Annotated in this window: 24 protein-coding genes; 10 read left to right on the top strand and 14 right to left on the bottom strand. The window is 61.2% G+C overall.

Features of this window, described 5'->3' with window-relative positions; genetic code table 11:
* Positions 1-7 precede the first annotated feature (7 nt).
* The 4 genes from V9T28_RS15640 to V9T28_RS15655 all read right to left on the bottom strand — a co-directional run bounded on the left by V9T28_RS15640 (position 8) and on the right by V9T28_RS15655 (position 5128).
* A complete protein-coding gene (locus V9T28_RS15640; protein ID WP_116399986.1) occupies positions 8-1231 on the bottom strand; it encodes a molybdopterin-dependent oxidoreductase in 1224 nt (407 codons plus the stop codon).
* Positions 1232-1323: 92 nt separating this feature from the next.
* Complete coding sequence (locus tag V9T28_RS15645) at positions 1324-2829, bottom strand: multicopper oxidase family protein (protein ID WP_116399987.1); 1506 nt, start codon at positions 2827-2829, stop codon at positions 1324-1326.
* Positions 2830-3206: 377 nt separating this feature from the next.
* A complete protein-coding gene (gene metF, locus V9T28_RS15650; protein WP_116399988.1) occupies positions 3207-4121 on the bottom strand; it encodes a methylenetetrahydrofolate reductase [NAD(P)H] in 915 nt (304 codons plus the stop codon).
* On the bottom strand, positions 4121-5128 hold the full coding sequence (locus V9T28_RS15655) for an ArsR/SmtB family transcription factor (protein WP_116399989.1): 1008 nt from the start codon (positions 5126-5128) through the stop codon (positions 4121-4123). The genes metF and V9T28_RS15655 overlap by 1 nt, the downstream gene beginning before the upstream one ends.
* A 232-nt stretch (positions 5129-5360) precedes the next feature.
* On the opposite strand from V9T28_RS15655, the gene V9T28_RS15660 reads away from it, so the two are divergent.
* A complete protein-coding gene (locus tag V9T28_RS15660) occupies positions 5361-5639 on the top strand; it encodes a PsiF family protein (RefSeq protein WP_116399990.1) in 279 nt (92 codons plus the stop codon).
* A 185-nt stretch (positions 5640-5824) separates the two neighbouring features.
* Positions 5825-6565, top strand: coding sequence for an SDR family oxidoreductase (locus V9T28_RS15665; protein ID WP_116399991.1), 741 nt, complete (start codon positions 5825-5827; stop codon positions 6563-6565).
* Here V9T28_RS15665 and V9T28_RS15670 read toward each other — a convergent pair.
* Positions 6519-7445 carry a LysR family transcriptional regulator gene (locus tag V9T28_RS15670; RefSeq protein WP_116399992.1) on the bottom strand — a complete coding sequence of 309 codons (927 nt, stop codon included), beginning with the start codon at positions 7443-7445 and terminating at the stop codon, positions 6519-6521. The two genes, V9T28_RS15665 and V9T28_RS15670, sit on opposite strands and share 47 nt — an antisense overlap.
* A gap of 113 nt (positions 7446-7558) precedes the next feature.
* Here V9T28_RS15670 and prmB point away from each other — a divergent pair, with 113 nt between their 5' ends.
* Positions 7559-8461 (top strand): 50S ribosomal protein L3 N(5)-glutamine methyltransferase, encoded by a 903-nt coding sequence (prmB, locus tag V9T28_RS15675; protein WP_116399993.1) that lies wholly within the window; start codon positions 7559-7561, stop codon positions 8459-8461.
* A gap of 110 nt (positions 8462-8571) precedes the next feature.
* On the opposite strand, the gene V9T28_RS15680 is transcribed toward prmB, so the two are convergent.
* From V9T28_RS15680 to V9T28_RS15690, 3 genes are all read right to left on the bottom strand, one after another.
* Positions 8572-9399 (bottom strand): alpha/beta hydrolase family esterase, encoded by an 828-nt coding sequence (locus V9T28_RS15680; RefSeq protein WP_116399994.1) that lies wholly within the window; start codon positions 9397-9399, stop codon positions 8572-8574.
* A 14-nt stretch (positions 9400-9413) separates the two neighbouring features.
* Positions 9414-11399, bottom strand: coding sequence for a P-loop NTPase fold protein (locus V9T28_RS15685; RefSeq protein ID WP_158554747.1), 1986 nt, complete (start codon positions 11397-11399; stop codon positions 9414-9416).
* A gap of 231 nt (positions 11400-11630) precedes the next feature.
* On the bottom strand, positions 11631-12107 hold the full coding sequence (locus tag V9T28_RS15690) for an Lrp/AsnC family transcriptional regulator (protein WP_116400303.1): 477 nt from the start codon (positions 12105-12107) through the stop codon (positions 11631-11633).
* A 102-nt stretch (positions 12108-12209) separates the two neighbouring features.
* Here V9T28_RS15690 and V9T28_RS15695 point away from each other — a divergent pair, with 102 nt between their 5' ends.
* The 3 genes from V9T28_RS15695 to V9T28_RS15705 are packed head-to-tail and all read left to right on the top strand — an operon-like array spanning position 12210 to position 15814.
* On the top strand, positions 12210-13418 hold the full coding sequence (locus V9T28_RS15695) for a diaminopropionate ammonia-lyase (protein ID WP_116399996.1): 1209 nt from the start codon (positions 12210-12212) through the stop codon (positions 13416-13418).
* Positions 13415-14644 carry a Zn-dependent hydrolase gene (locus tag V9T28_RS15700; RefSeq protein WP_116399997.1) on the top strand — a complete coding sequence of 410 codons (1230 nt, stop codon included), beginning with the start codon at positions 13415-13417 and terminating at the stop codon, positions 14642-14644. Before V9T28_RS15695 ends, V9T28_RS15700 begins: the two co-directional genes overlap by 4 nt.
* Positions 14645-14650: 6 nt before the next feature.
* Positions 14651-15814, top strand: coding sequence for a M20 aminoacylase family protein (locus V9T28_RS15705; protein ID WP_116399998.1), 1164 nt, complete (start codon positions 14651-14653; stop codon positions 15812-15814).
* A gap of 69 nt (positions 15815-15883) precedes the next feature.
* On the opposite strand, the gene V9T28_RS15710 is transcribed toward V9T28_RS15705, so the two are convergent.
* Together V9T28_RS15710 and V9T28_RS15715 are read right to left on the bottom strand one after the other, a co-directional pair.
* A complete protein-coding gene (locus V9T28_RS15710; RefSeq protein WP_199500055.1) occupies positions 15884-16666 on the bottom strand; it encodes a helix-turn-helix domain-containing protein in 783 nt (260 codons plus the stop codon).
* A 173-nt stretch (positions 16667-16839) separates the two neighbouring features.
* Positions 16840-17028: a hypothetical protein gene (locus tag V9T28_RS15715; RefSeq protein WP_147306407.1), complete on the bottom strand. Its 189-nt coding sequence runs from the start codon at positions 17026-17028 to the stop codon at positions 16840-16842.
* Positions 17029-17682: 654 nt separating this feature from the next.
* On the opposite strand from V9T28_RS15715, the gene V9T28_RS15720 reads away from it, so the two are divergent.
* From V9T28_RS15720 to ettA, 3 genes are all read left to right on the top strand, one after another.
* The gene (locus tag V9T28_RS15720) at positions 17683-17934 is read left to right on the top strand and encodes a hypothetical protein (RefSeq protein ID WP_147306408.1); all 252 of its coding nucleotides are present in this window, start codon (positions 17683-17685) and stop codon (positions 17932-17934) included.
* Positions 17935-17975: 41 nt separating this feature from the next.
* Positions 17976-18866 carry a hypothetical protein gene (locus V9T28_RS15725; protein ID WP_147306409.1) on the top strand — a complete coding sequence of 297 codons (891 nt, stop codon included), beginning with the start codon at positions 17976-17978 and terminating at the stop codon, positions 18864-18866.
* Positions 18867-19108: 242 nt separating this feature from the next.
* Complete coding sequence (gene ettA, locus V9T28_RS15730; protein ID WP_116400002.1) at positions 19109-20761, top strand: energy-dependent translational throttle protein EttA; 1653 nt, start codon at positions 19109-19111, stop codon at positions 20759-20761.
* Between the two features lie 36 nt (positions 20762-20797).
* Here the strand turns inward: ettA and V9T28_RS15735 are convergent, their stop codons facing one another.
* From V9T28_RS15735 to V9T28_RS15750, 4 genes are all read right to left on the bottom strand, one after another.
* Complete coding sequence (locus V9T28_RS15735) at positions 20798-22156, bottom strand: tetratricopeptide repeat protein (protein WP_116400003.1); 1359 nt, start codon at positions 22154-22156, stop codon at positions 20798-20800.
* A 210-nt stretch (positions 22157-22366) separates the two neighbouring features.
* Entirely contained in the window at positions 22367-23977 is a 1611-nt protein-coding gene (locus V9T28_RS15740; protein ID WP_116400304.1) for a thiamine pyrophosphate-binding protein, read from the bottom strand.
* Between the two features lie 105 nt (positions 23978-24082).
* Positions 24083-24592, bottom strand: a complete 510-nt coding sequence (locus tag V9T28_RS15745) for a VOC family protein (RefSeq protein ID WP_116400004.1) — start codon at positions 24590-24592, stop codon at positions 24083-24085.
* 9 nt (positions 24593-24601) lie between these two features.
* On the bottom strand, positions 24602-25027 hold the full coding sequence (locus V9T28_RS15750; RefSeq protein WP_116400005.1) for a DoxX family protein: 426 nt from the start codon (positions 25025-25027) through the stop codon (positions 24602-24604).
* 140 nt (positions 25028-25167) lie between these two features.
* Here V9T28_RS15750 and V9T28_RS15755 point away from each other — a divergent pair, with 140 nt between their 5' ends.
* On the top strand, positions 25168-26085 hold the full coding sequence (locus V9T28_RS15755; RefSeq protein ID WP_116400006.1) for a LysR family transcriptional regulator: 918 nt from the start codon (positions 25168-25170) through the stop codon (positions 26083-26085).
* Positions 26086-26097: the final 12 nt, after the last annotated feature.

The following is a 26097-nucleotide window of genomic DNA, read 5'->3' on the forward strand; positions in this document are numbered from 1 at the left end:
CCCCTCCTCAAACCACGTTCAGCGTGATGCGATGCGGCGCATTGTGGTGATAGCCCGCAGGATTGGGAATGACTTTCGGCGGCTGGGCTTGACCGATGCTGTTATAGGCTCGCGCTTGAACGACGATTTGCCCCGCCTTCGGCATACCCAAATCGAGCGACCAAGAACGGAAGCCATATTTCCCGCCATCAGCGCTAAGTTGCGCGGGCGCCTCGGCGATCGATTGCGCAACCTGCTGCGTCACATCCACGCCGGCAATGCCATAACCCGCATCCCACGCGATGCCGGACACGACAAGCCGTTCGCTCGATTTCACGACAGCCAAATCCGTATGCGAGGTAATCAGCGAATTCACCATCATCTCGGTGATCGGCGTATTCACCGCAGTCTCTTGGCTCGGGAAACGCTGTTGAATCGGGAACAGGCGCGAGGGGATGCGGTAGGCCGATTTCATCCAAAAGCCGTCGAACGGCTTGGTGCGCGCTTCGATCGTCGTGAGATGCTTCATCCAATAGGTCGCGGTCCACCCAGGCACGACGAGGCGCACGGGGAAACCGTTGTAATGCGGCAGCGGCTGGCCATTCATCTCATAGGCGACCAGCGTATCGGGGTCGAGCGCGCGATAGAGCGGCAGGCTCTTTTGGAATTTCGGCGTCGCGTCCATCACCGGGCCGTCGGCACCGTCGAGGAAGATCTCGACCACCGTATCGGTGAGGCCGGCGCGCGCCAGAATGTCCTTGAGCCGCGCGCCCTTCCACTTCGCATTGCCCATGGCGCCGTAGCCCCATTGCACGCCCGGCACATGCGGCTCCATCAGCCCGCGGCGATTGCCGGAACATTGGCACACGGCGGTGAGTTCCACAGGCTCGAAGGCGCTTTTCAGTTCGTCGAAGGTCAATTCGTAGGGTTTGCTTGCGCCATCGCCGCCGATCTTGAGACGCCATTGTGCCACGTCGATCTGGTCGGGAATACCGGCGAGATGATAGCGCACGAAAAATGCATCGTTCGGCGTGACGGCATCCTTGAAATAGGGCAGCGGTGTCTCGTAGTTCGGCGGACGATGCGACAGGCGCCATAGCGGCACTTTGCCGGGCAGCGCATCGAGTTCCGCCTCCAGTTTCGCGCCTTCCGGCTGCGCCGCCTGCAGATGCAGGCCGTCGAGCGCGAACGCCTTGCTCCCCGTCAACAGGCTTGCCCCAGCGCTCATCAGCGCCTGACGCCGTGTAATCATGCCACCCTCCTCGCGCGCCGTCACATACGGCGCCAAGTCAGCACACACTGTGGCCGGGAGAAGAGTGTTACGTCAAGCCGCGCGGGCCGCCATCAAGCCTGCACGTTCACGATCCCCATCATGCCTTGCTGTTCATGTTCGAGAATGTGGCAATGATACATGCGCAAGCCCGGCCGGTCCTGCCGCACGAGGAGACGGACCGTCTCGCCGCGCGCGACATTGACCGTGTCTTTCCACGCTTTATAGGCGGGTTTCCTTGCTTTCCCGCCGCGCATGCTCTCAGCAATCTGAAATTGCGTGCCATGCACGTGAAAAGGATGATCCATATCGGTGGGATTTTCGATCTCCCACAGCTCGACCTGCCCGACCTTCGTCTGAACGTCGACACGGTGCATGTCGAAGGAGGCGCCATTGATGAGAAAGTCCATCTTCATATCGTCGCCGTTCATGGTCATGTTCTCGCCGAACACGAAGCGCCGTTTCGTCACGGGCGACTCAAGGGTGGCGATCGTCCGGAAACGATCGGGGAGTTGCGGCATCGGCGCAGCTTTCTCGCCGGCGACATCGACCGTCAGCAGCGTCATGCCGGCCTCTTTCGGGCGTCCCTCGCCCATCCAGCCGCGATCATAGCTCAGCGTCTGCAGCTTCACCGGCCCTGGCTTGTCGAAGGCGACGATGATCTCCATCCGCTCCGCCGGCGCGAGCAGAACCTCCTTGGCGCCATGGACCGGCGCTTCCAGGAGGCCGCCATCGCTGCCGATGATCGTGATCGGCAAACCGCCGAAGGCGAGCCGCAAATAGCGGGCATTGGTCGCATTGAAGAGGCGAAAGCGCCGCGCGGTTCCGGGCGGCAAGGTCAGTGTCGGGTTTTTGACGCCGTTCACCAGCACATGGTCGCCGACCCGGCCATTCATCAGATCGGCCATGGTGTTGCCGGGCATGGTGCCGTCGGCGGCGATACGCAAATCAGTGAAGAGCAGCGACGTATCGCCATAGGCGGCGGGAATGGGATCGCTCTTCGCCTTGACGATGAAGGCGCCGGCAAGACCGCGATAGACTTGCTCGGCCGTGCGCCCGTGCGGATGGGGATGATACCAATAAGATCCGGCGCTGTCCTCCGGCAGTTCGAATTCGTAAACACGGCTGGCTTTGGCTGCGACCGGATCGGTCGGATTGCCATCCTGATCCGCCGGCACCGGCATGCCGTGCCAATGTATCGTGCTCTCTTCCGTCCTCAGATTGTTGACAAACGCGATACGCACCTTTGTGCCTTCGGTCGCGACAATCATCGGGCCCGGCGTCTCGCCATTATAGGCGAGGACGGGCGTTTCGACATTGCTGGCGAAACGCTTCTTGTCTGGCGCGGCGGCGAGCACGGCTTCGAACACATTCGGCGTCGTGCCGGTGTTCGCCAGAACCGGCAATTCTTTGAACGGCGCGCCCTCAGGTAAGGCCAACCCTTTGCCGGCATGGGGCATCGCGCTGTGCATGCCATCCATGTTACCCATTCCGGGCATGTCGCGCATCTTCATCTGTGCCTCTGCGCCACTCGCCGCGAGAACTGCAGCACCAGTCAAAAGGAAATTGCGGCGATCCATGCGAGGGCTCCAAGAAGTGGATACGAGAGGAACGACGCAATGCGCGTCGCTCGTAACTCAGATATAGATCATCGCAAGACATTTTTAAGGCGAGCACTTCTCCAGCGCGATCGCGTGGGGCGGCACCACTGTTCGGAAAAATGTCCGCGACGATTGAGCGCGACCTCTTCTCCCAGAGGGAGAAGGTGGCCGACGAAGTCGGTCGGATGAGGGGACTTTCTCGCGAGAGTAGCCACGGCAAGAATCCAGCCAACGATGCTTCTGCGTCCCCTCATCCGTCACGCTTCGCGTGCCACCTTCTCCCTCTGGGAGAAGGACGCGCGGCATCATTTAAGCCATATCGAAATCTACGGGTGTAGGAGAAGGACTCGCTCTCTTTACGCCGCGGCTTCCGCCGCCTCCGCCATTTGCGGACGCAAGCCGATGAGATGGCAGATCGCGAAGACGAGATCGGCCTTGTTCATCGTGTAGAAATGCAGGTCCGTCACGCCGCGATCGATGAGATCGATCACCTGCTCCGCACACACCGCCGCCGCGACGAGCCGGCGCGTCACCGGGTCGTCGTCGAGACCATCGAACCTATCGGCGAGCCAGGCAGGGACTGACGAGCCCGCGCGGCGCGCGAAATTCGCCGTCTGCTTGAAATTCTGCACCGGCACGATGCCGGGCAGAATCGGAATGTTGATGCCGGCCGCCGCGGCCACATCGAGAAAACGAAAATAAACGCTGTTGTCGAAAAAGAATTGCGTGATCGCGCGGTCGGCCCCTGCATCGACTTTGCGCTTCAGAATCTCGATGTCGTGCAAAAGGTTCGGGCTTTGCGGATGTTTCTCCGGATAGGCCGAGACCGACACTTCGAAATCGCCGATCGCCTTGATACCGGTGATCAGATCCGCCGTCGTCTGATAGCCTTGCGGATGCGGCGCATAGGGCTGATCGATTCCGGTCGGCGGATCGCCGCGCAGCGCGACGATATGGCGGACGCCGGCGCCATGATAATCGCGGATCACTTCGTTTACTTCGCCACGCGCCGCACCGACGCAGGTGAGATGGGCGGCGGGTTTCATCCGCGTCTCGCGTACGATGCGCGACACGGTCGCATGGGTGCGCTCGCGCGTCGAGCCGCCGGCGCCATAGGTGACGGAGACGAAATTGGGGCTGAGCGGCGCGAGGCGGCTGATCGAGTCCCACAGGCTCTCTTCCATCTCCTGTGTTTTCGGCGGGAAGAATTCGAACGACACGTTCACCGAGGAAAGAGCGCTGCGGCTGATGCGGTCGGGCTTGGCAATCATTACGCCACCTCACTATTCAGTACATGCACATCGGAAATGACCCTGCGGTCGCGGCCAACCCAGATCGACACGGTCAGCTTTTCCCGCACACCCTTCGGCGGCGCGAGATCGTGATGGGCGAGAACTTCGAGTCCCGCATCGCGCATGAAGCTCTCGATGTCCTCGCGCGCGAATCCCAACCGCCGGTGGGCATGATCCTCGCGCAAGGATTCAAGCTCGTGCGGCGCAAAATCCACGACGATCAACCGGCCACCCGCACACAGCGTGCGCGCCGCTTCGCGCAACGCCCGGCCCGGCTCGTCGAGATAATGCAGCACCTGATGCACGATCACGATGTCATAGGCATTACGTTCCACCGGCAGCGCATGAATGTCGCCCTGGCGCAATTGGACGTTGCGCAAATTGGCCTGTTCCAGCCGCGCCCGCGCCACATTCAGCATGGCCGGGCTTTGATCGATGCCGACCGCGCGGTCGGCGCGGGGGGCAAGCAGTTCCAGCATGCGGCCGGTGCCGGTGCCAAGATCGAGCACCGCATGAAAATGGCCATCGCCGATGATGTCGGCAATGCAGGCCTCCACCTCCGCTTCAGGCGCATGCAGCGAGCGCACGCGGTCCCAATCGGCGGCCTGCGAGGCAAAATAGCGCGCGGCGATCGCCGCCCTCTGCTCGCGGATGCCGACGAGCCGGGCGCGGTCGGCGGCGATCACCGGATCGTTCGGGTCGATCCGCGCGATGGCGTCGCGCGCGAGGCCCGCCGCCGCACCGCGGTCGGCCAGGCGGAAAAACGCCCAGGCACCCTCGCGATGGCGGGTGACGAGGCCCGATTCGGCCAGCAATTTCAGATGTCGGGAGACGCGCGGCTGCGACTGGCCGAGAATCGCCACGAGTTCGCTGACCGTCAGCTCGACTTCGGCGAGCAGGACGAGAAGACGCAGCCGCGTGACTTCGCCGGCGGCGGCGAGTCCGGCCAATATCGTATCGAGCGACGCATGGGCTGCGGCAGGCATGAGCGCCTCCATAAATCAAATTACGTATAAAGATATATTTATATTAACACACCTGTCAATTACACTTTTGTCGCGGCAAAGCATATGAATGCCGGATACGAGCCATTTTGGCGAGGCAAATTCCAGAGATTTCGTGGAGAACTTGGCAATCCGCTTCATCTCCCGTTCAGAAACGGTATGAAATTTTCGCCTGGCTGGTCGGGGTTGGCCAGCGAAAGGATGGATTTCAGTCATGACCTTTAAAACCTCTCTCGTCGCTGCGTGCGTTGTTGCTCTGCTCGGCACCAGCAGCGTCGCATTCGCTCAGACCGCAGCCCCCGCCGCGCCCGCCGCAGCAGCCCCGGCTGCAGCAATGCCTGCCAAGGCGATGAAGAAGTCCTCGAGCACGCGCACCGCCGCTTCGATGGCCTGCTCCAAGGACGCCGACGCCCAGAACATCCATGGCAAGGCGCGTAAGAAATTCATGCGGGACTGCAAGAAGAACGGTGGCACCGCCCCGGCAGCCCAATAAGATCCGGGATTTCTCCCCGACAGAGCCGGCCTAGCGCCGGCTCTTTTGTTTTTGCGCCAGGCATCCTTCAATCGGCCAGGCCGATAGGTCCATTCGTTTCTTCCCGTTTCCCTTGTCGTTCACGGACTGCAACATTCGGCTCCGAACGGCGCGCTGCTTTTTTAAGGTCGCGCCAAGGAGCCATCATGAACAAGAACGGAATCGACGATCGCGCACGTACACTCATTGCCGGCGGCAGCTCCGGCATGGGCCTGGCTTTGGCGGGGCAATTGCTCGCGCAAGGCCAAGAGGTCATTGTCGTAGGCCGCTCGGACAAGCGCCTCGCGCAGGCGGCAGAAAGCCTGGGGGATCAGCCAAATCTGCAGATGATCGCGGCGGATATCACAAATGAAAGTGATATCGCCCGCCTGTTCGACCAAACGGGCAAATTGAATCATATCGTTTCAACCGCCGCCGATATTACCGGCGCCTATGCCTTGCTGCCAGATCTCGATCTTGCGGCCGCCCGCCGCGCCATGGACTCGAAAATCATCGGCCCACTGCTTCTGGCGAAATATGGCGCCCGCCGCCTGGCGCCCGGCGGATCGATCACTTTCACCTCCGGCATCGCCGCCTACCGGCCTGCGCCCAAAGGCTCGGTTGTGGCGGCCATCAATGGCGCGCTGGAATCGCTGACCTATGCGCTCGCGATCGAACTTGCGCCGCTGCGCGTCAATGTCGTTTCGCCGGGCTGGGTGGATACGCCGATCTGGGAGTCCATCGCTGGAAGCGACAAGACGGAGCGGCTTGCCGCCATGGCCAAGCGGCTGCTGGTGGGCAGGATCGGCGCGGCCGAAGATATCGCGCAAGCCATCGCGTCGCTCATGCATAATCCTTTCATCACGGGGACCTTGCTGCATGTGGATGGCGGTCAGCGTTTGATCTAGCAAAAGCATCGCGCGCCGCCGCCAGGAACGAACGTAATGCGGGGACTTGCACGCGGCGGCGGCGCCAGGCCATGGTGACAGGCGCCTGGCGCGCGCCGTCGGGCCATTGCCGCACGATCATATCGTCGACGTTTTCGGAAAGCGCCATATGCGGCACCAGAGCGCTGCCGGCGCCGGCCCTCACCAGACTGCGAATGGCGTTGATACTGCCGACCTCGCCCGCGATTTTTGGCCGAGCCGGCAAATGCGCCGCAAATGCCTCATCGAACAGGCGGCGATAGACACAGCCCGGCGCGGTCACAAGAAATGCCTCGTCGAGCAGGTCCTCATAGGTGAGCACGGGCTGGCTGGCACGGGGGTTATTAAGCGGCGCGATGAAGGCGATTTCCTCCTGCGCGACAATCTCATGGCGCAATTCCGAGTCCGACTTCAGGTCGCCGAAAACAAAGCACACATCGAAGAGACCGCTCTTTAATCCGTCGCGGAGCCGCGCGCTCTCGGCCGATTGCAAAACGAGATCCACTTGGGAATGGTCTTGCCGGAATCTTGCCAGCACCGCCGGCAACCGTTCCGCACAAAGGGTTTCCAACGCGCCGATGACGAGCCTGCCTTGCAACGCGCCCGTCGTACTGGCAATTGCGGCGCGAGCCTCATCAGCCAAGTGCAAAATGTCGGTGGCATAGTCGAGCAAGCGTCGTCCCGCTTCGGTCAATTTCAAGTCGCGGCGCGAGCGATCGAACAAGGCCGTGCCGAGATCGGATTCGAGGGCCTGGATCTGTTCGGTGAGGCTCGATTGCGCCAAGTGAACGCGCGCGGCGGCGCGCGTGAAATTTAAAGTGGTGGCGACTGCGACGAAGGTTTTGAGGTGCCGAAACTGCATGGCGCCATTATTGGGCGCAAGGACCGCAAAAGCGAGGGCTCGCGAGGAACCGCAGCGGCGGATGCTTGCACCGCCGGCGCCTTGCCGTCATAACGGGCGGAAATGGAGCTTCCATGTCCGCCTCGCCGACCGAACATTTCCAAACCCTCCGCGACTTCTTCCGCTATGCCATCAGCCGGTTTAACGCGGCCGAACTCATCTATGGTCACGGCACCGACAATGCCGTCGACGAAGCGGCCTTTATCGTGCTCGAAGCCTTGCACCTGCCCGTGGACAGGCTCGATCCCTTTCTCGATGCGCGGCTGACCGCCGACGAAAAGACGCGGCTCGCGGATCTGATCGATGCCCGCGTCACCACCCGCAAACCTGCGGCCTACCTGCTTGGCCGCACCTATCTGAAGGGCGTGCCGTTTCTGGTCGAGGAAGGCGTGATCGTGCCGCGCTCCTTCATCGGCGAGTTGCTGATGTCGGACGCATTGCAGGGCGAAGGCGGATTGATCGAGGATCCGTCCGCGGTCGAGACGATCCTCGACCTGTGCACCGGCGGCGGCTCGCTCGCGATCCTCGCCGCCATAGCCTTTCCGCAGGCGGCGGTCGATGCCGTCGACCTGTCGCCGCAAGCGCTGGCGCTTGCCAAGCGCAATGTCGCGCTGCATCGGCTCGAAGATCAGATCACCCTGCATGAAGGCGATCTTTTCAAGCCGCTCGGCAAACGGCGCTACGACCTCATCATCACCAACCCGCCTTACGTGACCGCTGCTTCGGTCGCGAGCTTCCCGCCGGAATATCAGGCCGAGCCGGTGATGGCCCATCTCGGCGGCGAGGACGGGCTCGACATCGTGCGCGACATCGTCACGCAAGCACCGAAACATTTGAACCGGCACGGCGCACTCATCTGCGAGATCGGCGCCGGACGCGAGGCATTCGAGGAGCATTTCCCCGATCTGCCGGTTCTGTGGCTCGACACCGACGCCAGCGAAGGCGAAGTGTTCTGGCTGAGGGCGGAGGATCTGTGAACGGACCGCGAGCTTGTAGCTCGCAACGGCGCGACAGCGCCGTACCGGCGCTTGCGAGCCACAAGCTCGCGGTACATTCAGATTCCGCCTGCAGGCAGCATGCTTATCGATCAGCGGACTGCCCCAGCTTTCGCAAGCCCGTCAACCCAATGGGCATCGTCGATCAGCCATTGCGTATCGATCTCATGCTCGCCCGGATGCAGGCAAAGCTGCAATTCGCGGCCCGATGCGCAGCCCTGCCAGATCCGGCAAATCATCGTGCCCTGCTTCTCGATGCGGGTCGGTTCCGGCTTGCAGGCGTCGATCTTCTTCCACAGATCGAACCCAACCCACGTGTCCCCTTGCCGGAACGTGTCGTTGCGGATGCCGCGCCCCTCCAGCGGAAAAGTCCGGTCGGTCAAACCGTGAATGTGCCGGATATTGGCGGGGCCTGACGGGCAATCTTTCGGCATCGGCGTCCAGAAAGATCCGGCGACGGGCGCGAACGCGGCAAAGCGCGAGCCCATGTAGCATGCGGCATACCAGGCCATCGAGCCGCCGACGGAAAAGCCCGAGGCCCAGAGCCGCGCATGATCGATGGGAAAGCGATGATCGACATCGTCCAGCACTTCACCGATGAAGCCGAGTTCATCACGCTTCTGGTTTGGCGAATTTGGAAATGACCAGCTCGTGTCGAGCCCATCGGGCACGATCAGCAAATGGCCGGTCACATCGGAGAAATGCACCATATCCGGCACATTCATCTCGCCCGCGGCGCTGCTCTTATAACCGTGAAAGAAAACCACCGCCGGCAAGCGGCTCTTGCCGTCCCACCCGCTCGGCACATGCACGAGATACTGCCCATGCGCGGTGTGGCACGGTGCTTCGACCGTGCACTCGGCGGCGCGGGCGCCGCCAAGCAACGCGAGAAAGAACAATGCAACACAGAGGGCGCGCATTGCTCTCAACGCCTTTAAACGGCGTAACGGCGAATGAATTTCAGCGCGCGGCCGAGGTCGCCCGCCGTCAATGCCTTGCCCGCATGCATGCGCGCCGCGACGATCGCGGCGGCAAGCCGCAGCGGATGATCCGGCACTTCCAACTTTTGCTTGGGCTCGGACTCATCCGCAAGGCGCTGCAGCCCGGCGCGCTCATCCTCCGTCCCGCCGGATGCGACCGCGAGCGCCAGGGCGAGGCTGGCGAATTGCGCCGGACCGTCCTGCGCTTCGATGGCCTGCACGCGCGCGAAACGCACCAGATTGAGGAAGCGCTTGGCGGCACGCGGCGTCGGCGCGGCGATCGGCCCGAGCGCTTTCAACAACGTCGTGTCCTGCTCGCTCCAGCCACCGTCGAGTTGCGAATGGCCGGCATCGATTTCGGCATTCGGCAAGGCAGCGACATCGCGGTCCATGAAGCGGCCGACGAAATTGTCGCGGCTGTCGGAAATACCCGAAACGTCGAGCGGCAACTGCACGATCTTCTCCAGCCGCTCGGCCGTATCGGCGCCGAAGCTTTGTGCGACTTGCGCGCGATTGATCGCGGCCAGCAGAATGAAACCCGGATGCGCCAGCAGCGCATGGACATCGCTCAGCACGTGGGCGGCGGCCTGCGGATCGAGCGCATCAAGACCGTCCAGCGTCACGACGATGCGATCGGGCCGCGGCGCCGCGCTTTCGCGGTTCTGCAGCAGCCCCGAAAGGGCAGTGAGGAAGGTGCGCGCGCCATCGGCGGGCGTCGAAGCCTTGATGAAATCGGGCGTGATATAGGCCGTGCCGGTCTGTTTCGGCGCGCGGCGTTCGGCCTCTTCGGCGAGAACCGAGGCCTGCGCCGCCTCGGAGGTCAAAGTGTTCACCCGGCGCAATTGGTGCTGATGCTGCGTCTCCAGATCGACCCGGCGCTGCGCCACATCGGTCTTCAGCAAGGCGACGCCGCGCACGATGGGCTGAGTGAAGAGAAACGCGCGGCCAATGACGAAGACGAAACAGAGCAGCGCCAGCCAGAAGAAGGCCGACCCGATATAGGAGAGCCAGATGACATTGCTCTGCAGGCTGAGGGCCGCGGGCGCCAAATCGCTGCTCAAGCCCCAGATGTGGGAGATCCAGTCCTTGTGATGGTCATAGGCGTAGCCGAGAAGCCAAGAGAGGGCGAACAGCAGCACGCCGCCGACGAGCCAGCGCATCTGGCTGCCGAAGGCCCAGAGCGAGCGCAGAAAGACCGTCGCCCACGGCATGGCGCTGCCGGCGCCGGAGACGTCGCGGACTACATCCTTATAGGCGACGATCGGATCATTCGCGACGAAGCCGAAAGCGCGCATGCGCTGCTCGATCCGGCTGCGATTGGCGCGTGCATAGGCGTCGACACCAGAACCGGCATCATAGAGCATCGTCTCGTTCAGCTTGGCCCTGCGGCCCTCAATTTCTTGCAGGGTCTGGCGCTCGCCGTCGAGCCGGCGGTGTGCATCGTTGAGCCGCTCGCGGGCATCGCGTGCTGCGGTCTGCGGATCGGAGGTCGCATGGGCAGCTTCCTGCGCGATCAGACTGTAGGAGCTTCCTCCCGCGGCCGGTTGCAGCAGCGCCGCATGGACGCTTGCGGCGACGGCGGTCGCCGGATCCCCGACGAGCTTGGTGGCGTCGAGCTTGGCCACCACCAAACGGGACGCAAACGGGCTGTCGGCGCCCAGCTTGGCCGCAGCTGTCGTGAGCTGCTGCAGCCGCTCCAGCGTGCGGGTGAGCAGGAAGGTCTTGCCCGCCCCCGCCGCGCCGAAAATACCGATGGTGAACGGGGATTCTGCGCGCTTATGGGCGGCAAGTTCGGCCAGAAGCTCGGCGCTCGAGGCGGAAGCCGAAGTTTGCGGGATTTTCGAGGCGTCGGACGCCAAAACGAGTGCGGGGGGACTGCTGGTGACGAGGGGCGTGACCGGCTTTAGAACCGGCTCGATCCGAACACTCTCGGGCTGCATATAATCTCTCCAAAATCCGCTCTTGAGCCTGGGTGATAATGGCCGAATAAGGCAAAGACCAGACAAAGCGCGATACATCGTCCTTTCCCAACAGATAAATTTGGCAATTTGGGGGGAGATTGCGGAGAGAAAGGCGCAGATTTGCAAACGCGGTTAATGGGTACCACACGAGCGACGCCGAACGGACCGCGACCGTCCCGGTCGCATGCGCGCGGGACGCCCGCGCTCCTTTCAACCGAGCGGCACCTCAAGGCCCGTCTTGACCCGGTCCATCGCGACGAAGGTCTTGAATTTCTTCACATTATTGTTGGTGAAGAACAACTTCCGGGTGAGGGCCTCATAGGCCGCCATGGTCGGCACCAGCAGGACGAGCAGAAAGTCCGCCTCGCCGGTGACGTAATAGCATTGCTGCACCTCGGGCGTGGCGGCAAATTGCCGCTTGGCCGCATCGATCAAATCCGCCCGCTCGCTCTCCATTTCGACCGCGACGAAGATCGTGATCGGCTGGCCGACCTGCGCCGGGTCGACCACAGCCACATTCGCGGCGATCACGCCGTCCTCCTCCATGCGCCGGATGCGCCGCTGCACCGCCGGCGCCGACAGATTGACCCTTTCGCCGATGGTCCGCTGCGGAATCTTGTTGTCGCGCTGCAAGATCGCGAGAATGGCGAGATCGAACGCGTCGAGGGGCGAGGAATTGGCGGCCATGCGCAGGTACTCACGAAACAAAATTGCAAAAGGCGACCGAAAATAGAGCCCATATTCCACGTATTGCGCAATATATTTCCGCCGTCTTGGAGGACTTGCGCGATGTTTCATTTCAATCGGCACGACGATTACGGCCGGCCGCTCGATCCGGCTGATGCGGCGATGCTGGGCCCCGAGGGCCTTGCCAAGGCGGAGCGCTTCCTCGCCCAGCGCGAGGATCACGCGGTGACGCCGATGCACACTTTGCCCCGCCTTGCGGCGGAGCTTCGCGTCGGCGCGATCCATGTGAAAGACGAAGGCCAGCGTCTCGGCCTTGGCAGTTTCAAGGCGCTTGGCGGGGCCTATGCCGTCGCCTGCCTCGCTCTCGACCATGCCGCGGCGCGCTTGGGACGACCGGTCGATATGAGCGAACTGACCATGCCCGACGTGCGCGCCCTGGCGCAAGACCTCACCTTCGCCTGCGCGACCGATGGCAACCACGGCCGCTCGGTCGCGCAAGGCGCGGCATTCGTCGGGGCCAAATCCAAGATTTTCATCCATTCCGGCGTAAGCGACGGGCGCGCCGCCGCCATCGCCGGCTTCGGCGCCGAGATTATCCGGGTGACGGGCACCTATGACGATTCGGTCGCGGAAGCGGCACGGGTCGCGGACGAAAAGGGCTGGGCCATCGTCTCCGACACGTCCTGGCCGGGATATGAGCACATCCCCGGCCTCGTGGCGCAAGGTTATACGGCGCTTGTCGGCGAGGCGTTGCGACAGCTTGCCGAGCCACCCACCCATGTTTTCGTTCAAGCCGGGGTCGGCGGCATTGCCGCTGCCGTCGCGGGACATCTCGCCCTGCGCTTCGGGGCGCAGCGCCCGAAAGTCATCGTTGTCGAACCCGCGCGCGCCGCCTGCCTATACGCCACTGCGGCAGCCGGACATCTCGTCAAAGTGCCGCATGGCGAGCCGACCGTCATGGCCATGCTCGAATGCTACGAACCCTCCAGAATCGCATGGCGCGTACTCGCCCGCGTCGCCGATTGTTTCATGACGGTCGAGGAGGAAGATGCCGTTGACATCATGAACCGCCTTGCCCGGCCCCTTGCGGGCGATCCAGCGATCGTCGCGGGCGAGAGCGGTGGCGTTGGCCTCGCCGGGCTGATCCGCGTGATGCGCGATCCGTCAATCGCGGCGCAATTGCAGCTCGACCGGAATGCGCGCATCTTCGTCATCAACACGGAAGGCGCAACCGACCCCATGGTGTACCGGACCCTGGTCGGCAAGGATCCGCAAGAGATTGCAGCGACTATCGCGCGGGGGACGGCATGAAAAACCCTGAAATCAACGCCGCGCGGCTCCTCGACCGCATTCAGCAACTCGGCGCGATCGGGCGCGATGCCGAAGGCCGGCTGACACGGCTTGCCGCATCCGACGCCGACATGGCGGGACGCGACCAGCTTGTCGCCTGGCTCGAAGCGGTGGGGCTCGAGGTCGCGATCGACCGGATCGGCAATATTTTCGGCATCTGGCGTACGGACACCGACGCGAACCCACTGCTCATCGGCTCACATATCGATACGGTGATCGACGCCGGCATCTACGATGGCTGCTACGGCGTGCTGGCAGGGCTGGAAGTCCTTGCGGCGCTGAAAGAAGCGGGCGTCGCGCCGGCGCGCCCCATCGCCGTCGCGGCTTTCACCAATGAGGAAGGCGTGCGCTACACGCCCGACATGATGGGCTCGCTCGTCTATGCCGGCGGCCTTAGCGTTGAAGACGCGCTCGCGCGCGTCGGCATCGACGGCACCGTGCTGGGCGATGAACTGCGGCGCATCGGCTATGCCGGGGCAAGGGACGCGCCGTTTGCGACGCCGCACGCCTATGTCGAATTGCATGTCGAGCAGGGGCCGGTGCTGGAGCACAAAAACCTAGCCATCGGCGCGGTCGAAACGCTGCAGGGCATTTCCTGGCAGCGCATCACGGTGCAAGGTGTCGCCAATCACGCCGGCACGACGCCCATGGCGCTGCGCCGCGACGCCGGCTATGCCGCGGCGAAGGTTGCGGCCTTCGTGCATGAACGCGCGAAGGCCAACACCAGCGGCTCGGTGGCAACGGTCGGCTCGATCGCTTTCGAACCCAATGCGATCAATGTCATTCCGTCCCGGGCCTCGTTCACGGTCGATCTGCGCAATCCCGACGAGGCGCGCCTGCGCCAGGATGAAGCTGCCCTGCAGGCTTTCCTCGACGAGATCGCCGCGCGGGAAAACGTCACCTATACCGTCGAGCGCCTCGTACGGTTCGAGCCCGTCACCTTCGACAAGCAAATCGTCGCGCTGATCGATGAGGCCGCCGCCGCGCGCGGCTTGAGCGTGCGGCGAATGACCTCCGGCGCGGGACATGACGCGCAGATGGTCGCGCGCATCGCGCCCGCCGCGATGATCTTCGTGCCGAGCAAGGACGGCATCAGCCACAATCCGCGCGAATATACCGCTGACGCAGCACTTGTGGACGGCGCCAATGTGCTACTTGATGTGGTGACGCGCCTTGTGGGAATTTGAACTCGAATGAAAGACATGGATTTGAACGCGCTTCACCGCGACATGACGCAATGGCGGCGCGATTTGCATACGCATCCGGAATTCGGCTTCGAGGAAACCCGCACCGCCGCCTTTGTCACTGAGAAGCTGCGCGCCTTCGGGTTCGACGAGATTGCGACCGGCATCGGCGGCACCGGAATCGTCGCAACCTTGCGCCGCGGCACCGGCAACCGCGCCATTGCCCTGCGCGCCGACATGGATGCCTTGCGGATCGCCGAGCAAAGCACCCTCCCTTATGCCTCGCAAACGCCGGGCGTCATGCACGCATGCGGCCACGACGGCCACACGGCGATGCTGCTCGGCGCGGCGAAAATGCTGCACGAGACCGGGGATTTTAACGGCACGATCCGCTTCATCTTCCAACCGGCCGAGGAATGGGGCAAGGGCGCGAAAGCCATGCTGGCCGACGGGCTGCTCGCCCGTTTCCCGTTCGACGAAATTTATGGCCTGCACAATATGCCGGGCATGCCCATCGGGCGCTTCGAGACCCGCGCCGGACCGGTCATGTCGGCGGAAGACAATTTCGAGATCACCCTGCACGGGCTCGGCGGCCACGCGGCGCGGCCACATGCCACCCACGAGGTGCTGGTCGCGGCCTGCGCCCTTGTCGTCAATCTGCAGACCATCGTGGCGCGGCGCCTCGACCCGACCGATATTGCCGTCGTCTCCGTGACCGAACTGATCACCGACGGCACCCGCAACGCCCTGCCAGGCGAGGCCCGTATCCTGGGCGACGCGCGCTCGTTCAAGCGGGATGTGAGTGCCGCCATCGAGGCGCAGATGCGGCGCATCACGCAGGGCATCGCAGACGCCTACGGCGTTGCGGAAACCGTCACCTATACCCACGAATTCGTGCCGCTCATCAACGATGCCGCGGCGACGCGCGAGGCATTGCGTGCCGCCGAGACCGTCGTCGGGAAAGATCGGGTGGCTGAAATGAAGGAGCCGATCGCCGCGTCCGAGGATTTCGCCCAGTTCCTCGCGCATGTGCCGGGCTGCTTCATGTTCATGGGCAACGGCTCGGAATCCAAGCCGCTGCACAATTCGTCCTATGATTTCAACGACGCCGGCCTGATTTTCGGCGCGCAATTTTTTGCGGAGGTCGCTCGGCAGCGGCTATCCGGTCGCTGACTTGGGAGCGGACAACGCTTTCCAACAGATAGCAGCGACCTTTTTGGACGTTAGCGGAAGGATATGTGATTAACCCCGAAATTTTTGCAAATCCTCGGCACAAAGCTTACGCCCGACCACATGCAGACGTCGTTTGATTTTCTTGAGCGTGTCCTCAACCGTCGAGGTTTCGAGATTCAGGCGATCGGCAATGTTTTTTGACAGCAACCCATTGGCCTTGAGCGCGGCGATCTGCACCTCACGGGCGGTGAGTGGCAGCAGCGTCGCCGGTAGCGAAAGTTCCGCGCGGCGAACCGCCCATCGCGACTGCCACCGATAGAGCAAGGTCGGCACCAGGTATTTGGCGCGCTCCGATTCCTCTGCCGTGAACGGATCGTTCTTGTTCTTTCGATACAGAGTGGTCCACGCCAAGCCGTAGGAACTCTCTAACCCGGCCAGCAGCAAGTGATGAAAGCCGTAACGTAAAAGGTAATCGGCAATCTTGCGCCCCGACGAGATGCCGCAAACATGGCCGCCTTCGGAATCAGTACGCAATTGCCGATATTTTTCCACCGCGACGACTTGGACGATATGCGGATACATCGCGAAGAGCTGACCGATGACATCGTGCTGCGCAAGCGAGCCATAATCGATCACGAATTGCGGATCAATGTTGTAAAGGCGCGTTTCCGATCCGATCCGGATCGTCCCATCACTTTGCCGATCGCCCGCTCCGACAATCAATGAATCGTAATGGATGGCGTCTCTGAAAGAGAGCAGATCCCGGTCCAACATCGACACCCCCAGAAATCGAGGAAGACAGGTTGGGGAAGAGTAGTGGAAGATTGAAGCGGGATTTGTGATATGGCTCACACGCGACAAAATACTGAGGGTGCTGCCGATAAAGTCGCAAATGGGAACTTTGGCGCTACTAAAGTGGTTTCGTACGAGCGTGGCGAGTCAAGCGATCCGTATTGACAAATTGTGATCACAATGCGGGGGCAAGCATGATAAACAAGATCAAAATATTCACTGCGCTTGTCGCACTAACGTTTTCCAACAATGTCCTTGCTGCTGCCTGCCCGCAAATCGTAAAGCCCGTTTGCGCCGCCGATCCTACAACGAAACAGGTCCAAACCTATACGAATTCGTGTTTCGCGCAGCATGCCTCGGCCATCGTCCTTCACGACGGAAAGTGCAATGGCCTCATGTGCCCCAGGAGCTGCATCGTCCATGGCGTCCGCGGCAAAAGCATCATAACAGGCGCCATCAAGGTCTACGACAACATGTGCTGGGCAGAGAAAGATCTAGCTAAATTTATTAGCTATGCGCCGTGTCCGCGGTGACGCACGTGATATACGGGTACATCGCAAAACGCCGACCGATGACCTCGTGCCGCGCTAGCGGCTCGCAATCTAGCACGAATTGCGGATCGATGTTGTAAAGGCGCGTTTCCGCCCCGATCCGGATCGCGCCGTCGCTCTGCCGGCGCCCCCCAACAATCAATGAATCATAATGGATGGCTTCTGTGAAAGAGAGCAGATCCCGGTCCAACATCGACACCCCCAGAAATCGAGGAAGACAGGTTGGGGGAGAGTAGCGGAACATACAGCCTGACTTTGTGAGCAGACTTACACGGATGGAAGTACTAGGACCTTGGTTTGCAAATCAAGGCAATGGAGTTTAGGGCGCAGGAATCCAATCAGTTTGAGATCAGAGCAGGAATCTCGCGAAAATCTTTCGTAAATGGCGCGAAAATTTGCAGGAACCCGAAGATAATAAAAAAGGTCGAAATAAGAAATTCCCATAGTTTAATCCCATTCTATAACGATATTCTGAAATAAGATGATTATTTTTCTATTTGCTCTACTCAAAATATGGAGGAATACATGCACATTCAATTAACTCTTGCTATTATTATGTCGATGTACTCGGGCTCTATACTTGCAGCAACAGCAAATCCTTGCGGCCAGTGCCCTCCAGATAAGAAATACTGCGTTGTTGGATGTGGTGGCGCACATTGCGAAGCCAATGCACTGGAATTGCAGGCTCCGCAAGCCGGAGCGTGCGAACAATACGAAGCGTACATCGGAGCGACGCATTTTTCAATAAACCGACTTTCAACGATAGATACGAAATGATCCCCCATGCTTATCTTCCAAATTGTTATTGGAGGCTGATCGTGACCAATTCGAAATTGATATTTCCCTTTTGCACTATATTTGTAACAAGTTTCGTTTCTGGCTGCGGAATTACGGCTCCGCAAATGAGTGATATTTCATCGGAAAATCGCACGGACAGCCCCAACAACTTGGAAGTAAAAATCAAATCTAAGATTTTTTGCGAGTTGCAAAAAGCAGTTTCAGATATCAATAATCCCTCAATAAGGACACCTTACGAAGAATATTATAATGGTACTATGAAATATATAAAACCTCTACCAGATAAATGGGGAGTGCAATTGACGATTCAATTGGCAGCAGAAGAGAATACATCGATAAATCCTGGAGCAACATTTATCGATCCCTTATCGCCTGCCAAAAGTTTTGGCAGTGCAGTGTCTCGATCATACTCGACCGCTGTCGGGGCATCCATTTCAGCAGACGCAACTAATACTCACAAGTATACATTTTATTATCTCGTGTCGGACTTAGAGGGTGATCAGCCTGAATGTAAGAAATATATGGCACCCGACTTCACCGGTGGATCGCTTTTAATTGATGGCGATCTTGGAATTTATGGTTGGTTAAATAACGCAATGAATGTAAGATCAAGTATTGGAACATCGCGCTCGGTACAGCAAGAAGCCGTTTCATATGATATTAAATTCGATGTGGTGACAAGTGGCGGCTTTACGCCAACATGGAAACTATTGCGCGTCACAACGGGAAATGGCTCTTTAAACTTGATTAACGCAAAACGAGAGCGAACCCATGAATTGATTTTGACCTTCGGTCCGAGTCAAACTGATAAAAATGGAAAGGCTCAGCCCTCAACCATAGCAAGCAACGAGGATCTTGCTCAAAAGATCGGTGCCGCTGTAGCAAATGCGCTTAAATCGGGTAGCCCCTAAGGATTGTACGGTCAACTACCGTTAGTCATTTTACTCTCAAGCGACCATTCTCTTAAGATATCAGTCGCAAAACCCTCCTGTACCCGGGTGGCCGTCTAAACATTGACCACGCGATAATGTTTTCTGTTTAACGACGATGTGTCTTGCGCGCCGGTTCATAATCGGCGAGACGCAGTGCCCTTGTTTCTGCGCGCTGGCCCTGCTACCCCTTCGCCACGATCTCCCCCACCAGCGGAACCATCATGGCGCGCCAGTTCATCTACCATATGCAGGGTCTCACCAAAGCCTATCCGGGCGGCAAGAAGGTGTTGGAGAATATCCACCTGTCCTTCTACCCGGATGCGAAAATCGGCGTTCTCGGCGTCAACGGCTCCGGTAAGTCGACGCTGCTCAAGATCATGGCCGGCATGGACACCGAATTTACCGGCGACGGCTGGGTCGCGGAGGGCGCGCGCGTCGGTTATCTGCCGCAGGAGCCGCAGCTCGACCCGACGCTCGACGTGCGCGGCAATGTCATGCTGGGCGTGAAGGAAAAGAAGGACATTCTCGACCGCTACAACGAACTGGCGATGGATTATTCCGACGAGACGGCGGACGAGATGACCAGCCTGCAGGACGAGATCGAGGCGCAAGGCCTGTGGGATCTCGACAGCCAGGTCGAGCAGGCGATGGATGCGCTGGGCTGCCCGCCGGACGACGCCGACGTCACCAAGCTGTCGGGCGGCGAGCGCCGCCGCGTGGCTTTGTGCAAGCTGCTGCTGGAAAAGCCGGAACTGCTGCTGCTCGACGAGCCGACCAACCATTTGGACGCCGAAACGGTGAATTGGCTGGAAGGGCATTTGCGCAATTATCCCGGTGCGATCCTGATCGTCACCCACGATCGCTACTTCCTCGACAATGTCACGGGCTGGATTCTCGAACTCGACCGCGGCCGCGGCATTCCCTACGAAGGCAATTATTCCTCCTGGCTGACGCAGAAACAGAAGCGCCTCGCACAGGAGGGCCGCGAGGAAGAAGCGCGCCAGCGGGCGCTGGAAGCCGAATCCGAGTGGATTGCCTCGTCGCCGAAGGCCCGCCAAGCCAAATCGAAGGCGCGTATCCAGCGCTATGAGGACCTCGTCGCCAAGCAGAACGACAAGGCGCCCTCGACCGCACAGATCATCATCCCGGTGGCGGAGCGGCTCGGCAACAATGTCATCGATTTCGAGCATCTCTCGAAAGGCTATGGCGAGCGCCTGCTCATCGACAATCTGTCGTTCAAATTGCCGCCGGGCGGCATCGTCGGCGTGATCGGCGCGAACGGCGCCGGTAAGACGACTTTGTTCCGCATGATCACCGGCAGCGAGAAGCCCGATGGCGGCACGATCAAGATCGGTGAGAGCGTGCAGCTCGGCTATGTCGACCAGTCGCGCGACGCGCTGGCCGACAACAAGACCGTGTGGGAAGAAATTTCCGGCGGCAACGACATCATCTATCTCGGCAAACGCGAAATCAATTCGCGTGGCTATTGCTCGTCCTTCAACTTCAAGGGCGGCGACCAGCAGAAGAAGGTCGGCATGCTTTCGGGCGGTGAGCGCAACCGCGTGCATCTCGCCAAAATGCTGAAGAGCGGCGCCAACCTGCTGCTGCTCGACGAACCGACCAACGATCTCGACGTCGATACGTTGCGGGCGCTGGAAGATGCGCTGCAGGATTTTGCCGGCTGCGCCGTCATCATCTCGCACGATCGCTTCTTCCTCGACCGTGTCGCCACCCATATGCTCGCCTTCGAAGGCGACAGTCATGTGGAATGGTTCGAAGGCAACTTCCAGGATTACGAGGAAGACAAGAAGCGGCGGCTTGGGATTGATTCCGTCATCCCGCACCGGTTGAAGTATAAGAAGTTCAGCCGATAAGCGCCTTTCCCTTCTCCCGCAAAGCGGGAGAAGGGATCATGACCTCATCCGACGCAGCGACAAGGGCTCCTGACCGTTCATCAGCCGTGCCAATCGCACGGCCGCAAAATTGTTGTGCTGCCGCTTGCTGAGCCGTTGCGTCAGCAGCATCTTCGCCTCCGCACTCATCCCAGCCCGCACCAGCGAGTCCAGCAGCACCTGCTCGAACACGTCGCGCTGCGCATGCGAGCCGCCAACACGATAGATCTCGTCACGCACCGATAGCAGTTCGCGCGCCGCGACATCATATTCGCCGATCGCATGCGAGGTCAGCGCCTCGGCAATCGTCGTGCCGACATCGCGGATCACGATATGCTGATCGCCATGATGGGACGTGCCATCCAAAAATGTCGAGATAAATGCACAAGCTGTGCCGATCCGCCCCGCGCCAGTCAGCGCGAGCAGATAATGCAGATCGGCGAAGACGAGCGTGCGGTCGCAAATGCGCCGCTCGGCAATATCGGCCAGTTCCTCCCAGCGCCGCCCGACCGCGACGCCATCGAGTTCGAGGCGCGTGAGCAGCGACGCGGCATTGGCAATGTCGCGGTAATCGTCCGTCTTCTCCGCCCGGATGCGCTTGTCGTAAAGGTCGAGCGCCGCCTCCTTTTGCCCCAGTTCGAGCTGAAACAAAGCCTGATGCCAGACGACGTGGAAGGCGAAATTGTTGCAATGGGTAATCGCGTGTTCGTTCGCGCTTAGGAATTCCGAACCCTCTTGCGCCCGTCCGGTCATTTCATGCACATGGCTGACCGCGTGCAGGCCCCAGGCATCGCGTGGCGCCCGCGAGAGCGCGCGACGGCCGATCACTTCGGCTTCCTCATAAGCGCCGGTTTCTTCGAGCGCGAAGGCACGGCAACCGAGCAGATAGCCGATATGCGGGTGGTCGAGTCCGACATGCTCCAGAACGCGATCGATCGATGCGCGCATGCCGCGCGCGTCGCCGAGCATGAAGCGCATGGCATGCGAGAGTTTGGCGGCGAAGGAATCGGCGGGCCATTGCGCCAGAACCGTCTCGAAGCGCTCGATCGCCCCGGTGAAGCGGCCCTCACAGCCTTCGCGCAAAGCGTGCACGTAGAGCGCCTCGCGCATGCTCCCGCTATGTTCGCGGCACGCGCTCGCCGCACGGCTCAGCGCATCGCGCGCCACCGCAATGAGTTCGCCGCGCCCCAGCAACAGCGAAAAGAAACCTTTCGCGCACCAGCCCAAAATCGATTCCGGGTCGGCCTCGAAAAGCCGGTTGAGCGCGAGCGGCGTTTCTTTGCCGTGGCTCAGGAAATGCTCGACCATCTCGCCGTAAGCGCGCGCCGCCTCGGGCGAACCCGTCATGTCCAATCCGCTATGATCCGTCGTCAGCATGGTCGGCCCTCTCATTGAACGAGACTATGGATCAAGTCGGTGACGGCGGCACATCACAACCGGTCATGCCGCCATCACGAGCGCGTGAGTCAAAATTCATACCAACGGTCAATCTTTGTAACCGTTGGTTCCTTTCTTCATTTTTCGTCTCTTAAGGTGAAAGCGAAAAATGAAGAGTGGCCCAAAGGCCGCTTCTCGCGACCTTCGGTCTTAAATCCGTCCTTCATAGGCGTTCTTGCTGATGCGGCAGGCCAGCAGCGTGAAGCGGCCGTGCCGTTTCAGGGCGTTGCGCATTTCGCTCGCCAAGGTCACCCGATCCTCGACCCAGACACCTGTCCCGCCCATTGCAGCAGCGACATCGGCAAAATCCGTCCCGCCGAAATCGACGCCGACACGCTTTTTCTGCATCGCCCGCTGCTTTTGCGCGATAAGCGCGAGGGTTTCATCCACCAGCACCACGAGGACGACCGGCAGTTTGAGGTCACGCAGCGTCGCAAGCTCGCCCAGCACCATTTCCAGACAGGCATCGCCCATGACGGCAATGACAGGGCTTTGCGGACGGGCAAGCTTGTAGCCGGTGGCCAGCGGCAGCGCGCAGCCCATGGTGCAGAGCCCGGTCGACTGCAAGAAGTGATGCGGCGCGGGACACGTCCACATCTGGCTCAACAAAATACGATGTGCGCCCGAATCCGCGGTGATCACGGTCTCCGATGGTGCGACCCGACGGATGACATCGAAGACCACGCCCGGCCCCCATTCCGCTTCCGGCGCGAAGGCCGCGACGAGATCGGCTCTTGCCTGCGCGATCCGCCCCGGCGGCCAATGTGCGCACATTGTGAGCCCCTGCGAGAGCGCGTGCAGCGATGCGCCGATATCGCCGACGAAAACCTTCGCCGCGGCATGCATGAAATGGGTCGGCGGCACCGCGCACAGATCGATGACCCGCGCTGTGTCGGGCCAGGGGTCGCGCCAGCCGATGCGCATCTCGATCGGATCATAACCGGCGAGGAGAATAACATCGGCTGCAGCGACGAGCGGCAGCAAAATACGATCCGCTTTCGGCGACAGGCCGGCGCCGCCCAGCGCCAAAGCATCCGTCTCCGGCAAAATCCCCTTGGCCTTATAGGTCGTGAGCAAGGGCACCTGCTGAGCGCGGCAAAAATCGGCGATAGCAGCATGGGCATTGTGGTTGATCGCATCGACACCGGCGATCACCAGCGGACGCTGCGCCGCCTGCAGCCATTGCCGCGCCTCTTCCAGCGCGGGACCTGGCGCCGGCGCGGCAGGCGCCACGGGTGCCCGCAGCTTCAACCCGCTCTCGCGCTCCTCGCCCTCGGCGACGCCGATCGGCACATCGACATGGACGGGGCCCGGCTGGCCGTCACGCGCAATGGCAATCGCCTTGGCGATACAGGCAGCAACCGCGCCGCGCGTGGCCATCAAGCTCGCCTTGACGACGGGTCGCAGCACGGCCTGATGATCGAGGATCTGATGGGTGAAGGTCTCGGCTTCAGCCGGATCGACCCGCCCGGTCAGGAAAATCAGCGGCACGCGATCCTGCCAGGCATTGGCCACGACATTGATCGCATTGGTGACGCCTGGTCCCAATGTGGCGACGAGAACGCCGATCTCGCCCGTCGCATGCCAGACGCCCTCGGCCATGAAACCAGCCGCGTTTTCGTGTTTGGCGAGATGAAAGGCGAGACCCGCCCGGTCGAGTGCGTCGACAAGGGCCAGAACTTCGCCGCCGGGAATGCCGAACGCGTGGCGGCATCCCGCGGCGTAAAGATGCGTTGCGATAATGTCGGCGCCTGTGGTCATCGGCATTCCGTGCATGAGTCAGATGTCATCTGCCAGCATGCACGAACCGCGCCAACTTTCACATCGCAAATGCGTGAGGGAGAGCGGCCGCACCGCCCCCCGCGTTTAGGCCGGCTCCAGCTCTTCGCGCAGCAGCCCGACAAGATCGAAAGGCTTGTTGAGTTCGCGCGCTTTTTCCCTGGTCATCTGGCCATCGATCCAGTCGCTCCAGTAGCTCGGATCGCGGTCCCACGCGAGTTCGATGCCATTGCCGTCCGGATCGTTGAGATAGATCGCAAGATGGCTCCCGTGATCGGCGGAGCCATCGATCGGATATCCCGCCTCGACCAGGCGCTGCAACGCGCGCGCAAGGTCCTTGCGGGTCGGATAGTTGAGCGCGAAATGGTAGAGGCCGACACCCGGTCCGCGCCGAGGCGACGCGCCTTTGCTCTCCCACGTGTTGAGCGCGATATGATGGTGGTAGCCGCCCACCGAAAGGAAGGCGAAGCTGTCCAACTGGAAGTTGAGATCAAATCCCATCAGGTCGCGATAGAAGGCAACGGCCCGGCCGAGGTCGGCCACTTTCAAGTGAATGTGGCCGATACGCGTTTGAGCGGGAGCATGATAAGTCGACATGACAGCACCTTAAGCGGTTGCCGGACGCAAAGTCGCCGATTTGCCGGATTTCAGAGCATAGGCGCCGTCGCCGATCAGCGCGACCGCGATCAGGCCGACGATCCAGAGCGCCGGAAATTCCCAGCCACCATTCGGATTGTTGAAGAAGAACCCGGCCGCGCCATGCACGGTGAAAATCGCGCCGAGCAGGATCGGAATGCCGGCGAGCGCTCCGACGCGTGCCCAGAGGCCGAGAATGAGCATGACCGCGACGGCGAGTTCCCACACGATCGTGACATAGGCGAGCGCCGGCGGCAGGCCGAGCGAACCGAAGAATTGCGCCGTCCCGGCGGGGGTGAAGACGAAAATCTTCAGGCCGGCATGGGCCAGAAACAGGATGCCGAGCGCGAGGCGCAGCAGCAGAGCGGCATAGGGAGCGGTACGGGTATCGACCATGATCTTTTCCTTCCGGCGAGCGGTCTGTAGGGGCGTGCGAAAGACGGCTTCGCATCGATTTCCCGGCCACCATGCCGCAGTGCAAACAACAAAAATACTGTAATTGTTTCGAATAAAACGTTCTGATATTTTGAATATCTATGGATGCCCTGTCGCTTGACCAATTTCTCGTCTTCGTCACGATCGCGGACGAAGGCAGCTTTGCCGCGGCCGCCCGCCGGCTGAACCGCGCCCAATCGGCAATTACCTATGCCATTCAAAAGCTTGAGGACCAGAGCGGTCTGATCCTGTTCGACCGCAGCCAATACCGCCCCACCCTCACCGAGGCGGGGGCGACGCTGCTGCCACGGGCGCGGCGCGTTTTGGACGACGTCGCCGATTACCGGCTGCAGGCGAGCGGCATCGCCAAGGGACTCGAAGCCGAATTGACGCTTTTGGCAACGGCCTATTTTCCCGGCGAACTCCTGGCGCGGGTTCTGCGGGCCTTCAATGCCGCCTTTCCGGCCGTCCAGATCCGCCTTTCGATCGAATCCACCGATACGAGCACGGATGCGCTACGCGACCGGCAAGCGGATCTCGCCCTCATCAACGAATTCACGCCCTTAGACGGCGCGTTCGAGCGCCGCTTTTGCACGCGCGTCGGTCTCGTCGCCGTCGCCGCGCCCGGCCATCCCCTGGCGCACCTCCCCGCCTCCTTCGGCAGCGACCTGCTGCAGGACCACACGCAGATCGTACTCGAAGCGCGCAGCGAGACTCGCGACGGCCGCGACTTTGGCGTCCATGCCGCCAATCGCTGGCGCGTGACCGACCTCGATATGAAACATCAATTGCTGCTCGGCGGCGTCGGCTGGGGCAGCATGCCCTATCCCCGCGTCGCGGCGGATCTCGCCGCGGGCCGTCTCGTCGCGCTCAAGCCCGACCGTTGGGAAGGCTCGGACCGCATGCCGGTCTTTCCCCTAGTCATCGCCCATCTGAAGGAAACGCCGCTCGGGCCCGCCGCGCGCTGGCTTGTGCAGAAATTTGTTGAGGAAAGTGCGGCGGAGACGGCGAACGGATAGCTTGCCGGCACC

The sequence above is a fragment of the Methylovirgula sp. 4M-Z18 genome (assembly GCF_037890675.1).
Taxonomy (GTDB): domain Bacteria; phylum Pseudomonadota; class Alphaproteobacteria; order Rhizobiales; family Beijerinckiaceae; genus 4M-Z18.

Coding starts and splice junctions, on each gene's coding strand:
- V9T28_RS15745 (WP_116400004.1), bottom strand. CDS start 24,592: ATGTCGACTTATCATGCTCCCGCTCAAACGCGTATCGGCCACATTCAC.
- prmB (WP_116399993.1), top strand. CDS start 7,559: ATGTCCGCCTCGCCGACCGAACATTTCCAAACCCTCCGCGACTTCTTC.
- V9T28_RS15695 (WP_116399996.1), top strand. CDS start 12,210: ATGTTTCATTTCAATCGGCACGACGATTACGGCCGGCCGCTCGATCCG.
- V9T28_RS15655 (WP_116399989.1), bottom strand. CDS start 5,128: ATGCCTGCCGCAGCCCATGCGTCGCTCGATACGATATTGGCCGGACTC.
- V9T28_RS15665 (WP_116399991.1), top strand. CDS start 5,825: ATGAACAAGAACGGAATCGACGATCGCGCACGTACACTCATTGCCGGC.
- V9T28_RS15690 (WP_116400303.1), bottom strand. CDS start 12,107: ATGGCCGCCAATTCCTCGCCCCTCGACGCGTTCGATCTCGCCATTCTC.
- V9T28_RS15720 (WP_147306408.1), top strand. CDS start 17,683: ATGCACATTCAATTAACTCTTGCTATTATTATGTCGATGTACTCGGGC.
- V9T28_RS15705 (WP_116399998.1), top strand. CDS start 14,651: ATGAAAGACATGGATTTGAACGCGCTTCACCGCGACATGACGCAATGG.
- V9T28_RS15685 (WP_158554747.1), bottom strand. CDS start 11,399: ATGCAGCCCGAGAGTGTTCGGATCGAGCCGGTTCTAAAGCCGGTCACG.
- V9T28_RS15645 (WP_116399987.1), bottom strand. CDS start 2,829: ATGGATCGCCGCAATTTCCTTTTGACTGGTGCTGCAGTTCTCGCGGCG.
- V9T28_RS15715 (WP_147306407.1), bottom strand. CDS start 17,028: ATGGACGATGCAGCTCCTGGGGCACATGAGGCCATTGCACTTTCCGTC.
- V9T28_RS15750 (WP_116400005.1), bottom strand. CDS start 25,027: ATGGTCGATACCCGTACCGCTCCCTATGCCGCTCTGCTGCTGCGCCTC.
- metF (WP_116399988.1), bottom strand. CDS start 4,121: ATGATTGCCAAGCCCGACCGCATCAGCCGCAGCGCTCTTTCCTCGGTG.
- V9T28_RS15660 (WP_116399990.1), top strand. CDS start 5,361: ATGACCTTTAAAACCTCTCTCGTCGCTGCGTGCGTTGTTGCTCTGCTC.
- V9T28_RS15755 (WP_116400006.1), top strand. CDS start 25,168: ATGGATGCCCTGTCGCTTGACCAATTTCTCGTCTTCGTCACGATCGCG.
- ettA (WP_116400002.1), top strand. CDS start 19,109: ATGGCGCGCCAGTTCATCTACCATATGCAGGGTCTCACCAAAGCCTAT.
- V9T28_RS15700 (WP_116399997.1), top strand. CDS start 13,415: ATGAAAAACCCTGAAATCAACGCCGCGCGGCTCCTCGACCGCATTCAG.
- V9T28_RS15670 (WP_116399992.1), bottom strand. CDS start 7,445: ATGCAGTTTCGGCACCTCAAAACCTTCGTCGCAGTCGCCACCACTTTA.
- V9T28_RS15640 (WP_116399986.1), bottom strand. CDS start 1,231: ATGATTACACGGCGTCAGGCGCTGATGAGCGCTGGGGCAAGCCTGTTG.
- V9T28_RS15735 (WP_116400003.1), bottom strand. CDS start 22,156: ATGCTGACGACGGATCATAGCGGATTGGACATGACGGGTTCGCCCGAG.
- V9T28_RS15740 (WP_116400304.1), bottom strand. CDS start 23,977: ATGACCACAGGCGCCGACATTATCGCAACGCATCTTTACGCCGCGGGA.
- V9T28_RS15680 (WP_116399994.1), bottom strand. CDS start 9,399: ATGCGCGCCCTCTGTGTTGCATTGTTCTTTCTCGCGTTGCTTGGCGGC.